Origin of the sequence: Variovorax sp. LjRoot175, from assembly GCF_964253805.1 — a bacterium.
Taxonomy (GTDB): Bacteria; Pseudomonadota; Gammaproteobacteria; order Burkholderiales; family Burkholderiaceae_C; genus Variovorax.
Genome location: NZ_CAXURY020000002.1, coordinates 90,491 through 103,138, shown reverse-complemented (window position 1 = coordinate 103,138; position 12,648 = coordinate 90,491). Strand labels below are relative to the sequence as shown.

The 12,648-nt window shown below is 66.8% G+C and carries 15 protein-coding genes; 3 read left to right on the top strand and 12 right to left on the bottom strand.

Annotated features, from left to right (window positions below; translation table 11 throughout):
* Positions 1–143: 143 nt before the first annotated feature.
* Positions 144–947, top strand: coding sequence for a BPL-N domain-containing protein (locus ACSQ89_RS30385; protein WP_436296736.1), 804 nt, complete (start codon positions 144–146; stop codon positions 945–947).
* A gap of 4 nt (positions 948–951) precedes the next feature.
* On the opposite strand, the gene ACSQ89_RS30380 is transcribed toward ACSQ89_RS30385, so the two are convergent.
* The 12 genes from ACSQ89_RS30380 to ACSQ89_RS30325 form a co-directional block, all read right to left on the bottom strand.
* Positions 952–1,347, bottom strand: a complete 396-nt coding sequence (locus tag ACSQ89_RS30380; RefSeq protein ID WP_436296735.1) for an avidin/streptavidin family protein — start codon at positions 1,345–1,347, stop codon at positions 952–954.
* 184 nt (positions 1,348–1,531) lie between these two features.
* Entirely contained in the window at positions 1,532–1,792 is a 261-nt protein-coding gene (locus ACSQ89_RS30375) for a helix-turn-helix domain-containing protein (RefSeq protein ID WP_436296734.1), read from the bottom strand.
* Positions 1,785–2,534 carry a maleate cis-trans isomerase family protein gene (locus ACSQ89_RS30370; RefSeq protein ID WP_436296733.1) on the bottom strand — a complete coding sequence of 250 codons (750 nt, stop codon included), beginning with the start codon at positions 2,532–2,534 and terminating at the stop codon, positions 1,785–1,787. The genes ACSQ89_RS30375 and ACSQ89_RS30370 overlap by 8 nt, the downstream gene beginning before the upstream one ends.
* An 11-nt stretch (positions 2,535–2,545) precedes the next feature.
* Positions 2,546–3,232 (bottom strand): Bug family tripartite tricarboxylate transporter substrate binding protein, encoded by a 687-nt coding sequence (locus ACSQ89_RS30365; RefSeq protein ID WP_436296732.1) that lies wholly within the window; start codon positions 3,230–3,232, stop codon positions 2,546–2,548.
* Positions 3,229–3,525 (bottom strand): hypothetical protein, encoded by a 297-nt coding sequence (locus ACSQ89_RS30360; protein WP_436296731.1) that lies wholly within the window; start codon positions 3,523–3,525, stop codon positions 3,229–3,231. The genes ACSQ89_RS30365 and ACSQ89_RS30360 overlap by 4 nt, the downstream gene beginning before the upstream one ends.
* A 13-nt stretch (positions 3,526–3,538) precedes the next feature.
* Positions 3,539–4,678: an FAD-dependent monooxygenase gene (locus tag ACSQ89_RS30355; protein WP_436296730.1), complete on the bottom strand. Its 1,140-nt coding sequence runs from the start codon at positions 4,676–4,678 to the stop codon at positions 3,539–3,541.
* On the bottom strand, positions 4,675–5,148 hold the full coding sequence (locus tag ACSQ89_RS30350) for an acyl-CoA thioesterase (RefSeq protein ID WP_436296729.1): 474 nt from the start codon (positions 5,146–5,148) through the stop codon (positions 4,675–4,677). Before ACSQ89_RS30350 ends, ACSQ89_RS30355 begins: the two co-directional genes overlap by 4 nt.
* Positions 5,145–6,815: an AMP-binding protein gene (locus tag ACSQ89_RS30345; RefSeq protein ID WP_436296728.1), complete on the bottom strand. Its 1,671-nt coding sequence runs from the start codon at positions 6,813–6,815 to the stop codon at positions 5,145–5,147. Before ACSQ89_RS30345 ends, ACSQ89_RS30350 begins: the two co-directional genes overlap by 4 nt.
* A gap of 27 nt (positions 6,816–6,842) precedes the next feature.
* A complete protein-coding gene (locus ACSQ89_RS30340; RefSeq protein ID WP_436296727.1) occupies positions 6,843–7,724 on the bottom strand; it encodes a VOC family protein in 882 nt (293 codons plus the stop codon).
* An 18-nt stretch (positions 7,725–7,742) separates the two neighbouring features.
* Positions 7,743–9,005 carry an alpha/beta hydrolase gene (locus ACSQ89_RS30335; protein WP_436296726.1) on the bottom strand — a complete coding sequence of 421 codons (1,263 nt, stop codon included), beginning with the start codon at positions 9,003–9,005 and terminating at the stop codon, positions 7,743–7,745.
* Between the two features lie 23 nt (positions 9,006–9,028).
* On the bottom strand, positions 9,029–10,726 hold the full coding sequence (locus ACSQ89_RS30330) for an MBL fold metallo-hydrolase (RefSeq protein WP_436296725.1): 1,698 nt from the start codon (positions 10,724–10,726) through the stop codon (positions 9,029–9,031).
* 128 nt (positions 10,727–10,854) lie between these two features.
* On the bottom strand, positions 10,855–11,574 hold the full coding sequence (locus ACSQ89_RS30325) for a TetR/AcrR family transcriptional regulator (protein WP_436296724.1): 720 nt from the start codon (positions 11,572–11,574) through the stop codon (positions 10,855–10,857).
* A gap of 155 nt (positions 11,575–11,729) precedes the next feature.
* Here ACSQ89_RS30325 and ACSQ89_RS30320 point away from each other — a divergent pair, with 155 nt between their 5' ends.
* Both ACSQ89_RS30320 and ACSQ89_RS30315 read left to right on the top strand, forming a co-directional pair.
* On the top strand, positions 11,730–11,969 hold the full coding sequence (locus ACSQ89_RS30320; protein WP_436296723.1) for an Atu4866 domain-containing protein: 240 nt from the start codon (positions 11,730–11,732) through the stop codon (positions 11,967–11,969).
* Positions 11,970–12,072: 103 nt separating this feature from the next.
* On the top strand, positions 12,073–12,555 hold the full coding sequence (locus ACSQ89_RS30315) for an ATP-binding cassette domain-containing protein (protein ID WP_436296722.1): 483 nt from the start codon (positions 12,073–12,075) through the stop codon (positions 12,553–12,555).
* The last annotated feature ends 93 nt before the right edge of the window (positions 12,556–12,648 follow it).

Below are 12,648 nucleotides of genomic sequence, written 5' to 3'. Positions count from 1 at the left end.
TCGCGGTCGACCGCGGATTTGTTCCTCTCGCAAATCGCATTCCGCCGGAACAGAATCTTGTGCGGCATCCAGGATCTCTGGTCGCGAGCCCAAAGGTGAACTCGATCTGCCAGCACGCAATCGAAACGATCTGGAGAACCAGCATGCCGAAACCGAAGATCCTGACCTATATCGACGCCGGAACTTTCGACGGGACGTCACGCGTGATGAGAGCGATCGCACAGCAGCTTCTTCCCGCTGCCTACGAGATCCGAGCGGTCATGGCCGGCGACATCAAGGATGACGCGGCGCTCTTCGATGACGCCGTTCTGTTTGTCATGCCGGGTGGTGCTGACCTTCCTTTTTGTGAAGCGTTGAACGGCGCCCCCAACCAGCGCATTCGGCGGTTCGTCGAGGAAGGTGGCCGCTATCTGGGCATCTGCGCAGGCGCGTACTACGGCTGCAGGGAACTCGCGTTCCATGCCGGAACCGATGGTGCGATCTGCGGCGCACGCGAACTGAGGTTCGTGGATGCCGTCGCAGTGGGCTCGCTGCCCCAACTCACCGGGGGTGTCTCCTACGACGCAACGCCGAGGAGCGCTGCAGCGGCTGAAATTCGGACGACAGATCGACTGACTGCCGCCCCAGTGACGCTCTACGCGCACTACCATGGCGGCTGCCGCTTCGATCTCGGCGACGCGACGAGCGATGTAGCGCAGATCCTGGCCGTGTACACGGGCATAGCGGGCGCTCCGCCCGCCATCGTGAGCTCACGTGTGGGCAACGGGAGCGCCATATTGACGGGTGTCCACTTGGAGATGTCGGAGCGGGAGTGCAAGGACGCACTGTGCGGACACAGCGACATGGCCGCACACATGCACGTGTGCCACAAGCTTGCAGAGACCGGAAAGGCGCGATTGGAGGTTTTTCGCCAGTTGCTTGTTCACGCCGGACTCACGCTACGCTGACCGTTCAAGGCGTCCAATACCAGACCGCAGAGTTGGTGAGAAAGGTCTCCCACATCGCGTGCGGCTTGCTGGGATCATCATCGTCGTAGAGGCGGGCAAGATGCCATTGGGCCTCGATCCGCTCTCTCGATGAGTCGCCGAAGCCATCCTGCTCACCCTGGGCCAGGTAACGACCGGCAAAGCTTGCCAGCGAGGCATGCTGCTCCGATTGATTCTTCCAGAGCACCGTGAATCCGATAAGAGCGCCGTCTGTCATTCCGTGCGCGTCGAACCATGCTTCGGGGCTAGGCTTCCCCACCTTGGTCTGGTAGCGGCCGGTGAAGTGGGCACCTGGCCCGATAGAAAGAATCTCGAGTCCGCCTCCGTTGCGGCCGAGCCATCGGCCAATACGGATTGTCATGGTGTCTCCTTTGCGTTGCGTGGATCGGAAGTCGATGCACTGAAGAACACGTCACCGACGACGTAACGGCGACGGGCGTATGATGATTTTGCGCCGTTGAAGGTCAAGCGGCGACTGCCAGCATCGCGAGCGCCGCTCTCGCCTCAGCAGGCGGCAAGGACCGAAAAAATGGACACCAACCACCTTAGTGACAGCCCGGTGCGACCATTCCACGGCACTCCTTTATCAAACCCCATCTGATCAATCTCTGCGGCAGCGGAGCGTTGATGGATGGTGTGGTTGTGGAACGCAATCGATTGATGAGCCGCACGCCAAGCGATGTCTCCAGCTGCCGGAGACGATGACTCACCGTCGACTTCGGCACGTTTAGATGGCGGCTGGCAGCGGTGAGCCCTCCGCACTCCACGATGCGGACGAAATAGCGGAAGTCGTTGAGATCAAGCACCGGCCAGCAGGGCGCCGGCGCCCGGCACCACCGGCTCCAGGCCCAGGTGATCGAGCATGCGGCGCACTGTGCATACCGCGGTCGAAACCGTGCGGATGCCGAGCATGTCCTCGATGCGCTGCACCGCCGGCAGCGAGGGCATCTGCACGCAGGCCGATGCGACGACCACGTCGGCGCCGCGGGTGTCGAGCCGCTTCACGTCGTCGAGCAACTGCATCGGGTCGCGCAGCCCGACCTCGAGGTTGTCCGGGATCTCGAAGCAGATCGAGTCGATGACTTCGATGTCTTCGTTCTCGATGTACTGGACCACCAGGTCGGTCAGCGGCCGCATGTAGGGCGCCATGAGGGAGATCCGTTTCGCGCCCAGCGTCTTCAGCCCTTCGACCAGCGCACCGGCAGAGGTCATCACCGGTGCGAGCGATTGGTTGGCGCGCGCCACCGCCGTCAGCTCGCGTTCGGTCTCTCGGTGGTAACCGAGCCCCATCGCCATGATCGCGACCAGGCAGGCGGTGCTCATCACATCCACCCGCGCATCGGCCAGCTCGGCTGCGCAGCGCAGGCTCTCCTTGTTCATCGCTTCGAGTTCTTCCTTCGTCACCTTGTGCATGCGCATGCGGCTCGAATGGAAAGTGAAGCGCTCGGGTCGGATCGCTTCGCGAGCCCGCAGCATCGCGGGCACTTCGGTTTCCATCGTGGTGTTGGAGCTGGGCACGATCTGCCCGATCCGGAAGTTGCGGCTCATGGGGGTTCCTCTCAGTCCAATGAGATGCTGGCGCGCTTGACGATGTCGGCGAAGCGGCGGGTGTCGACAGCGGTGACACGCGTGATTTCGGCGGGCGGCGCGCTCCAGGGCTCGAAACCGAAGCCTGCGAAACGCGCGCGCACCTCCGGCTCTGCCAGGGTCTTCGCCACGCTCGCGTTGATGCGGTCGATCACCGGCTTGGGCGTGCCCTTGGGCGCATAGAGCGCGACCCACGTGCGCAGTTCAAAGCCGGCCGGGCCGCCGGCCTCGGCGACGGTCGGCACGTCCTCGTAGCCGGCCAGGCGCTTCGGGCCGGCATAGGCCAGCAGCCTGACCTTCTTGGCGCGGTAGAGCGGGTCCACAGTGGCGGCCGTGCCGAAGGCCCAGTCGACTTCGCCTGTCGCGACAGCCGTGTACAGCTGCGGCAACTCCTTGAAGGGCACGTGCATCATCTGCATGCCGGTTGCGCCTTCGAGCTGGGCCGTACCCACATGGGCCACGCTGCCGATGCCCCAGCTGCCGTAGCTGACCTGCCCCTTCTTCGCCTTGGCGGCCGCCATCAGGTCGGCCACGTTCTTCCACGGCGAGTTGGCGCCGACGACGATGAAGAAGTGAGTCGAATACAGCGGCGTGACAGGCTCGAAGTCTTTCACCGGATCGAAGGGCAGTTGCTTGTAGAGGTTCGGCTGCAAGGTCATCGGCGTGGCATCGACGACAAGCAGGGTATGGCCGTGGGCGCAGCGCGTTTGACCTCGCCGAGTGCGAGCCAGCTGTTGGCGCCGGGCTTGTTGTCGACCAGCACCTGGTGGCCCCATTCGCGGCCGAGCCTCTCGCCGACGTTGCGCATCACCGTGTCGGGGCCGCTGCCGGCGGAGTAGGGGAGCACGGCGCGAACGGGCTTGATCGGAAAGGTCTGTGCGGAGGCGGTGGTGGCGACGGTCAGGCACAGCGCACCGATACCCAGCAGGCGGGTATGAAACAACGAGTTCATGGCGATGTCTCCTTCAAGTGCGGTGGGCGTGCAGTGCGTCGTACGCCGCGGTGAAATGCGGGTCGCGCTGCTTCAGGTCGTCGTGGCACACCTGGCCGGTGCGCCGCATGTAGTCGTAGGCGAAGCTGACGGGGTCGAGGTGCAGCTTGTCCGAGACGCTCTCGTACCAGTCGAGGCTCTTCGCTGCCGCGCTCTGGAAGCTCGACGAGGCCGGCCGGCGCGTCGCCTCGAACACGGCGAAGGCCGTCGGCAGATCCTGCGGATGCGCCGCCAGGCCGCGCTGCAAGGCGATCGCGTCCTGCATCGCCATGCGCGTGCCCGAGCCGAGCGAGAAGTGCACCGTGCGCAGCGCGTCGCCGAGCAACACGATGTTGCGATGCGTCCACTGCTCGTTCTTGACGATGCTGGCCTCGAACCAGAGCGATCGGTTGGTCAGCAGCTCGTTGCCGCCGAGCTCGGGGCGGAACACCTCGGCGCAGAAGCGCCGGCTCTCGTCCTCGCTCGCTGTGTGGAGGCCGGCGCGCTGCCAGGTATCGGGGTCCACCTCGACCAGGAAGGTGCTCAGCTCGGGGCTGTACTGGTAGCTGTGCGCGATGAATACGCCGTGCGGCGTCTCGCGGAAGATCAACGACACCGGGTGGAAGCGCTGGCGCGTGCCGTACCAGGCGAACTTGTTGCGGCGCTTTTCGAAGCTGGGCCTGAAATGGTCTGCGAACTGCCTGCGCACCGTGCTGTTGCCGCCGTCGGCGGCGACCACCAGGTCGACCTCGCGCGCCAGCGCCTGCACGTCGTCGATGCGGCAGCCGTACGCGATCTGCGCGCCCAGGCGCTGGCAGGCGCGCTGCAGCGTGTTCAGCATGTCGATGCGGGCGGTGCGCGAGAAGTGGTTGCCGTGGATCTGCACCTGGGTGCCGCGGTGCACCACCTCCATGTAGTCGCACTTCTCGTGGTGCGCGGTGAACTCGGCAAAGAACTCGGGGTCGGCTTCCTTCAGGAAGCCCAGCCCGATGTCCGAGAACACGACGCCCCAGCCGTAGGTGGCGCCTTCCGGGTTCTGCTCGTAAATGCGAATCTCGTGCGAGGGATCGTGCTTCTTCGCCAGCAGCGAGAAATACATGCCGGCGGGGCCGGCGCCGATGACGGCGACCTTCATGGTGTTGGGCTCCTGGGAGCGTTCGTGCAGGCATCCCGATAGTGCTGCAGTGCCTGGCGGAAGGCGTCCGGAATCTCGATTGAACGGCGTTCGTCGCGCGCCACGCACACCGGCGTGAGCTTCGCGACGAACACGACATCGCCCTCGGGCGTGCGGCCCGTGATGTCGAACACGTAGGTGCGGCTGTGAATGTCGGCCACCGTCACGGTCATGTCGAACTCGTCGTCGGGGCGCAGCGAGCGCTGGAAGTCGAAGCTGAGCGCGCGACTCGGCGTACCGAAGCCTTGCTCCCGCTTGGCGCGCTGCGGCGTGGTGCCGAAGAGCGCGCCGTAGAACAGCTCGGCAGCCGAGATCACGTACTCTGAAAATGTCACCGTGTAGACCACGCCGGCCGGATCGCACTCGCCCCACTTCACGCGGCGGCGTATGACGAGCGGCAGCTGGCTCAGCACCTGCTCGGTGGCGATCACGGTGCGCTCCCTGCGGCCTCGGCGGCCAGGTGGGCGGCGATGCGCTGCTTCAGCGCGGGCTTGTCGACCTTGCCGACGCGCGTGAGCGGGAAGCTGTCGACCACCTCGACACGCTCCGGGCATTTGTATTTGGCGAGGCCCTGGCCGACGAGGAAGGCGCCGAGCGCCTTCACGTCGGGCGCCGTCATGTCGGGGCGCGGCACGATGTAGACGCAGGCCTTTTCGCCGTAGTACGGGTCGGGCATCGCCACCAGCTTGGCGTCGGCCACCGCCGGGTGCTGGCTGATGAAGCCTTCGACCTCTTCGCAACCGATCTTCTCGCCGCCGCGGTTGATGTTGTCGCGCAACCGGCCTTCGAAGGCGTAGCAGGTGAGGCCGTCGACGACGTGCGCAGTCATCATGTCGCCAGTGCGGTAGAAGCCGTCGGCAGTGAAAGCCTTCGCGTTCGCCTCGGGGTTGTCGAAGAAGCCGGTCAGGCTGGACGGGCCTCGAAAGCACATCTCGCCCATCTCCCCGGGCGCGCTCGGTTCTTCGCTCTCGGGCACGAGCAGGCGGATCTCGTCTTGCGGACAGCCCGAGGCGCCTTGCGTGTGATGCCGCGCGAAGGCCGGTGCGTCGGCGGGCGAGCCCAGCAGCAACCCTTCGGTGATGCCGTACAGGTTGGAGCAGGGCAGGCCGAGGTGCTTCTCCAGGTTGTCGGCGCGGCTCATCGTGGCGAACAGCTGCAGCGACGACAGGTCGTGCTGCGCGATGTCGGTGTAGGCCAGCAGTTGCGGCGCGATCGGCCCGATCGACAGCGCGTGCGTGACCCGGTGCTGCTCGATCAGCTCGAGCATGCGGCGGATGTCGACTCTGGGCATCAGCACCGTGGTCACGCCGAAGGCAGCCGTCGGGATCAGCGCGTACAGCTGCCCGGCGTTGTGCAGCAGCGACAGCGACCAGATCACGCGGCTTTCGGCCGTGATGCGATAGCGCCGCATCCAGCCCGCCGAATGGCCGAGGTATTCGGCATGGAAGCGCGGAATGATTTTCGGCACGCCGGTGGTGCCGCCCGAGAGCTGGAAGCTCAGCACGTCTTCGCTGCCCAGCGGCAGGTGCGACAGGCGCTCCTGCGCTGCGGCGAGCGGCATGCCGTCGATCATGGTCTCCATGCTCGATGCGCCGGCAGCCGCGCCGCGCACGACTACCAGGTGCTTCAGCGTCGCATGCTTCTCGACCATGCCGGCTGCGAAGCCGACGAGGTCGAAGCTGTTGAAGTCGGCCTGTACGAAGTACCCGCGCGCGCCGGACTGCCGGGCCAACTGGCCGATCTCGACTTCGCGGTGCTGCGGCAGCGAGCACACCGGGACGATGCCGGCCTTGAAGCAGGCGAGCAGCACGATGGCCGTCTCGACGTTCGTGCCGAGCTGGAAGATCGCGCGGTCGCCGGTGACGAGGCCCAGATTAAGCAGCGCTGCCGCGAGGCGTTCGGTCGTCATGTCGAATTCGCGGTAACTCAGCGTGCGCTCGTCGCTGATGAACGCGGCGCGGTCAGGATAGCGCTTCGCGGTGGCGCGCAGTGCGTCGCCGACCGTCGAGGCGACCCATGATCCGTTGGCGAGCGACGCGGCGGCGCGCTCCGGCGGTGGATAGCTCACGCCCTCGATGGGGCTCAGAATTTTCGTCACGGTGTGTCTCCTGACTTTGTCTTCCGCTCAGGCGTGCGATGGTGCAATGACGACGCGCTCGCGATCCAGCACTTCGACGCGGCCATGCACGCCGCCCGTGAAGAGGCCGTACCAGACCGCAGGCTTCAGATCGAGGACTTTGCGCCGGAACTCGATCGGCTCGTCGGCCTCGATGCAGTCGTAGCCTTCGCTGGATTGGACGCGGCAATCACCGCGCGCGGCCGCGTCTTTCACGAGCGCGGCGAACTCGTCGACCTTGGGCACGTAGATGCGCACCCCGCCGCCGTTGCGGCCGTCGCGTTCGTCCAGCAAAGCCGCCTTGCGCCACCAGATCTCGTCGATCGCGGTGACGCGCCTGCCGGCACTCGCGGCAGCGTCTTCCGCCTCGATCGCCGCCTGCAGCGTGAGCGCGGCGTCGGTCGCATCGATGTCGTCGAGCGGGCGCAGCTTGCGGGTGAACTCGACGAAGTAGCCGTTCGGGTCGCGCACGTAGATCGACTCGATCACCTCGTGGCGCGTCTCGACCGACACGTCCAGGCCCTGGGCCTCGAGGCGCTGCTTCCAGGCCTGGAGTTCGTCTGGGCCGTCGACCAGCCAGGCTGTGTGGGTGGCGTCGAACACATGGTCTTCCGGCAGCGGCTTCATCGCGGCGCGGCCGTCGAGGCTGGCCGGCTGGTCGCTGCCGAGGTAGTAGAAGAACGCGATCGTGCTGCCGTTGCCGCTGTCGAAGAAGAAGTGCAGGAAGTCGGGATGCGTGGCCGGGCCCCAGCCGCGCGCGGAGATCACGTGCACGAGCGGCAGGCCGAGCTTGTCGCGGTAGAACTCGATCGTTTCGCGCAGCTTCCAGGTCGGGCGGGCGGTGTGGTCGACGCCGCGAAGCGCCAGTGTGGGAAGGGTCGAGGCAGACATGGGGTCTCCAGTTGCGGGTCAGGCGGGAAAGGTCTCGCGCAGCCAGTCCGCGAGCAGGCGGCCGGCGGCCAGGCGGCCGGGCTCTTCGTCGGCTGACAGTGCGCGGCCGTGGTGATCGCCGCGCACCCGTTCGTGGCGCTTGGTTGTGGAGGCGATGGCGTCGACGATGCAGCGCACGTCGCCCGGGAAACAGGCCTGGTCGCCGGTGTATTCGACGACCAGCACCGGCTGCGTGATCGACGCGGCGGTCTTCGCCAGGCTGGCGTTGGACGACAGGCCCGACCAGGTCGAGAGCCAGCTCTCCGGCGTGCATTGGCGGGCGAAGCCGACCGCGCCGTAGTTCGATGCGTACGGATCGGCACCCCAGAGCGAGCCGAACTTGCGATCCGAGGGGTCGAGCGAGAGGTCGAAGCAGCGCAGGTCGGCGTCGGTGCGCCAGACGTTGATGATGGGCGTGTGGGCGGCGATGCGCTTGTCTTCGGCCGTGGCCGTGGGGCCGGCCGCCTTGGCGCGCTTGCGCGCCGAGAGACGTCTTTCGATCAGCGCGCGGGCCGTGGCGTCGATGCGGGCCACGCGCTCGCGCTGCGCGGCGCGGTAGCGCTCGACGAACGCATCTTCATAGCGCGTGCCCTTCAGCCCGGCATACCCGTTGGCAGAGCTCAGCGGATCGAGTGCGGGGTCGACCGACAGCGCATCGGCCTCGTTCGCGACGGACGGGTCGATGCAGTTCATCAGCAGCGCACCCTGGCCCGGGTGCGGGCCGATGAAGACCAGGCCGTCGATGGCGGGCATCTCGAGCTCCGCCAGTTGGGTGGGCTTGCCGCCGGGCGTTTTGGCGGTGCGTTCGGCGCAGGGCAGCGCCGACTGCTGCGCATAGAACGCGTAGAGCCCGGCACCGCCGGAATTGCCCAGCAGCACGATCCGGCGGAAGCTGCGCGACTTCAGATGCGCCAGGCCGGCGGCCACGTCGTGCAGCGCGAATTCATGTTCGAGCCGCAAGTCGTTGCCGACCGAGCGTGGCGCTTGCGACCAGGCCGCGTAGCCGGCGCCGACGATGTCGGGGATGAGGTAGTGGCAGGCCATGAACTCCCGCGGGTGCATCACGCACACGACGGTGTCGCTCGGCGTGGCGGGTTCGTACAGCGAGCCGCTGGTGGCGGCGCTGTCCGCGGTGCGCAACACCACGTTCGTGGTGGTCGTGCCGGCCGGCACGTTGCGTGGGTTCCAGTCGGTGTTGAGGAAGCCGGCGGTCGCCTGCCCCGAGGAAGTGGGTGTACTCATGTCGTTGTCTCCTCGTTGAAGCTTCAGTTCGCGCCCCGGGCCATCAAGTCTTCGAGCAGTTGGTAGGGGGCCACGGAGCCGTGGCCGCCGGCAAAGCGCAGCGGCGCAATGCCGGCTTGCCGCACGCCGTTGACCAGGGCTTGCAAGCCCGGGTTCATGCGGGGGGGAAGGGGTAGGCCGGGCGCCCACAGGTCCGCCACGAAGCCCAGCCGCGCGTGCGCCACGTACACCAGCAGCATGTCCGCTGCGTGGGGGTTGTCGATGCGGTGCATCGTGACCTCGCGCTGGCCGTCGTTGAAGGCCAGGCGGTCCGCCACCTCGGTGATGCGGGTGCCGCTGAAGTCGTGCACGGCCAGGTCGGGGCTGCGCATGGTCGGGGCGGCCAGCACCTTGCGGAAATGCTCGCCCGTGCCTTGTCCCACCACCAGTTGCGCGCCCTCGGCGATGAAGGCGCGCAAGCCGCCGGCGTGGTCCATGTGCCTGTGGGTCAGAACCAGGTAGCGGATCGGCTTGCCGGGGTACTTGGCGTGGGCGGCGGCGATGGTCCATTTCGACTGGCCGTCGGTGACCGGCGCGTCCACCACAATGAGGTGGTCGCGCATCTCGACGATGAGGCTGTTGTGCGACCCGCCCACCTGGTGCTGAACACCGGGCGCGAGCTCGGTGAACCGCAGGCCCGCATCGGTGCCGGCGCGCGAGTCGAAGCTGATGTTGTCGGAATCGAGGTAGGTGCCGATGAACTGGCGGCGAATCGGCCACTGGGTGTGGAGCTTGCCGGTGGCGGGCGCCGGGGCGCCGGACTTGACCGCGGCCGGCGGCTCGAAGGTGCCGGCTGCCGGCGGCGTGTCGAGGGCCCATTGCGTGATCACGGTTTCCTGGATCAGGCGGCCTTGCATTTCATGGCGCTGGCGCATCGGCAGGCGCACGCCGCCCTGCAGCTGCCAGTCGGACAGCACGACGTCCATGTCCACGTCGCCCCAGATGTTGTCGTAGTCCGCTGTGCGAATGCGTGCAGGCAGGCCGGTGGTGGCGTCGAACATCACGGTGTAAGCCAGCTCGCCGCTGCTGTAGTGGACGGCCGGATAGGCCAGCGATCCGATGACGACGTCGGCGCGCCGGCTGAGGCGCTCGGGGTGGGAGCGCATCTGCAGCAGCAGCCAGGGCGACACGCGCAAAAGCTCGCGCTGTGTCATGGCCAGGCGCAGGCCCGACATGGCATGTGCGGGCGACGTGGCCTGCAGGCTCTGGCGGTTGCGCTCCAGGCTGTCGATGCCCGCCACGTAGCCGGCCTCAGGGGTCACGATCTCGGTGAAAGTGCGCGTGACGACGTACGGATAGTGGAAATTCTTGACCCACTGGATGCGGCTGGCCTGCGCCACCAGGTCGGTCAGCTGCGTGAACTGCGAGTCGTTGGTGAGCCTGGGCGCATCGCCGGGCGCATAGGTTTGCTCCGGGTCGTATTGCCGCACCGTGCCATTGACGGCGACGGTCCTGACCGTGGCCAGCGCCGCTTCACCGCCCATGGCGTCGATGGCGCGGCTGACCAGGTCTCGCGGCTCCGGTGCCGTGGCGCAGGCGGCTACGAAAAACGGCAACAGGATGGTCAGCAACCGCCTCATGGGACCAGGTTCCTTGTGGTCGCCGGCCGGCACGTCGCGCGGGTTCCAGTCGGTGTTGAGCAAGCCGGCGGTGGCCTGAACCGGGGAAGCGGATGGACTCATCTGTCGTCGCCGACGCGCGGCGCCTCTCATTGATGTGACTCAATGCTAGGTGGATTCGACAGAAGTGTCAAATATTTGACTTTGGTGTTAACCCCCGAGATTGCAGCGATCTTGGCCGGTTGCCTTTCTCAGCGCCCGGCAGGCCGTTTCGCCTGGGCTTCGAACACCGCAAGTGCCTCGCGCATCTGGCCGATCGCGTCTTCGACGCCGGCGGCGCGCGCGCGGCGCGGCTTGTCGGGCACGAGCATGCGCAATCCGAAATCGACGATCGTGGCGGCCACGGTATCGGCGGACACATTGCCGTCGGCGTTGAACCACCAGGCGGTCCAGTTGCACATGCCGATGATCGAGAAGGCCGCGATGCGCGCGTCCGCGTCACGACGAAACTGGCCGCCGTCGATGCCGCGCTGGATCACGCGCACGAATTGATCGAGCAAGGTGCGCCGCGCGCTCTGCGCGGCCGAGCGGTGCGGTTCGGGCAGGCTGCTTTCGCTGCGCTCGACGATACGAAACTGCAACGCGTGGGACAGGATCAGATCGGCGTGCTGCCGAATCAGCTCGCGCAGCGACTCGTCGGCCGGCAGCTCGTCGCGGTTCGAGACCGTCTGAGCGAGCTGGCTGGCCTTCTGGGTGACCTCCTCGGTCAGCGCTTCGAGCATCGACTCCTTGCTCGGGAAGTAGTAGTAGAGCGCGGTGCGCGTCATCCCGACCGCGTCGGCGATGTCGTTGATGTTGGTTCCGCCGAGGCCCTTGGCGATGAACAGCAGCGATGCGGCATCGAGGATCGCCTGGCGCTGCGCGTCGTTGCGCGTGGGCCGCGCCTTGGCGGCAGTGGTCGGGGTGGTCATGTTTTCTCTCGCATCGGTCGATCATGTGTCCTGCGGCTCATGGCGCCTTGACAAACGAATCGTACCGACAACGGTGTCTGCCGCGGCTTCGATGGCGTGGCGCTGGCCATTGAACGTCACGGGGTCGTCATTCGCGCACTCCTTATTGAGGCTTATTGCTGCCCGGCAGACGCTACGACGAGGCCCGTGGCAACCGCCGCAGCGCCTACCAAGGCCGCTACAGCGGTCATGATGACGAGGCGGTCGACGCCATCGTCGCGCAGCGCCCGCAGGCCAAGCTCGACAAGAAGGTGCTGCGCGGACAGATCGACGCATTGCGCGGCTTCTTCCAGTTGCCGGCGCCCGCCGGCCAGCCGCTCGGCGCGCCGGTGGCGGCCGACTGGGGCGTCGCGTGAAGACGCTCGGCGATGCCGGCCTTCTCAAGGCGATCAAGGACGGCAGCGACTTCTTCGTCCCGGGCCTGGTCCGGCCCGTCACGCTCTCCGCGGCGGCACCCAAATGAGCGCCGCCGCGATCCATGCCGCGGGTGTGCGCAAGGTCTACGAAGGCGCACGCGCGCTGACCGCGCTCGACGGCATCTCGCTCGACGTGCGGCCCGGCGAGTTCGTCAGCATCCTGGGCCCGAGCGGCTGCGGCAAGAGCACCTTCCTGCGTTGCGTGGCCGGCCTGGAAACCATCAGCGACGGCGAGCTGCGGGTCGACGACCGGCCCGTCGCGGGGCCGCCCGATCATGTGGGCATGGTGTTCCAGCGCGATGCGCTGCTCGTGGCGCACCATCGAGCGCAACATCCTGCTGCCGATCGAGTTCGCCGGAAAACCGACCGATGCGTATCGCGCGTCGATGGCGCAGCTGCTCAAGCTGACCGGGCTCTCCGAGTTCGGCGACCGCTATCCGCGCGAACTCTCCGGCGGCATGCGGCAGCGCGCCGCCATCGGCAACGCCGCATGCTCGCGGTGTTCCCGGAAGCCAGGCTACGATGAAGATCAAGATCGTGTGGAACTGATCACCGATTGAGACGAACCGACGACGGTCGATGGTGAGTTCTCCCGGGCGACGGACTTGCATCGCGCATC

Excerpts from the sequence above, each read along its gene's own strand:
- ACSQ89_RS30385 (WP_436296736.1), top strand. The coding sequence starts at position 144 with ATGCCGAAACCGAAGATCCTGACCTATATCGACGCCGGAACTTTCGAC.
- ACSQ89_RS30380 (WP_436296735.1), bottom strand. The coding sequence starts at position 1,347 with ATGACAATCCGTATTGGCCGATGGCTCGGCCGCAACGGAGGCGGACTC.
- ACSQ89_RS30370 (WP_436296733.1), bottom strand. The coding sequence starts at position 2,534 with ATGAGCCGCAACTTCCGGATCGGGCAGATCGTGCCCAGCTCCAACACC.
- ACSQ89_RS30365 (WP_436296732.1), bottom strand. The coding sequence starts at position 3,232 with ATGACCTTGCAGCCGAACCTCTACAAGCAACTGCCCTTCGATCCGGTG.
- ACSQ89_RS30360 (WP_436296731.1), bottom strand. The coding sequence starts at position 3,525 with ATGAACTCGTTGTTTCATACCCGCCTGCTGGGTATCGGTGCGCTGTGC.
- ACSQ89_RS30355 (WP_436296730.1), bottom strand. The coding sequence starts at position 4,678 with ATGAAGGTCGCCGTCATCGGCGCCGGCCCCGCCGGCATGTATTTCTCG.
- ACSQ89_RS30340 (WP_436296727.1), bottom strand. The coding sequence starts at position 7,724 with ATGTCTGCCTCGACCCTTCCCACACTGGCGCTTCGCGGCGTCGACCAC.
- ACSQ89_RS30335 (WP_436296726.1), bottom strand. The coding sequence starts at position 9,005 with ATGAGTACACCCACTTCCTCGGGGCAGGCGACCGCCGGCTTCCTCAAC.
- ACSQ89_RS30330 (WP_436296725.1), bottom strand. The coding sequence starts at position 10,726 with ATGAGTCCATCCGCTTCCCCGGTTCAGGCCACCGCCGGCTTGCTCAAC.
- ACSQ89_RS30325 (WP_436296724.1), bottom strand. The coding sequence starts at position 11,574 with ATGACCACCCCGACCACTGCCGCCAAGGCGCGGCCCACGCGCAACGAC.
- ACSQ89_RS30315 (WP_436296722.1), top strand. The coding sequence starts at position 12,073 with ATGAGCGCCGCCGCGATCCATGCCGCGGGTGTGCGCAAGGTCTACGAA.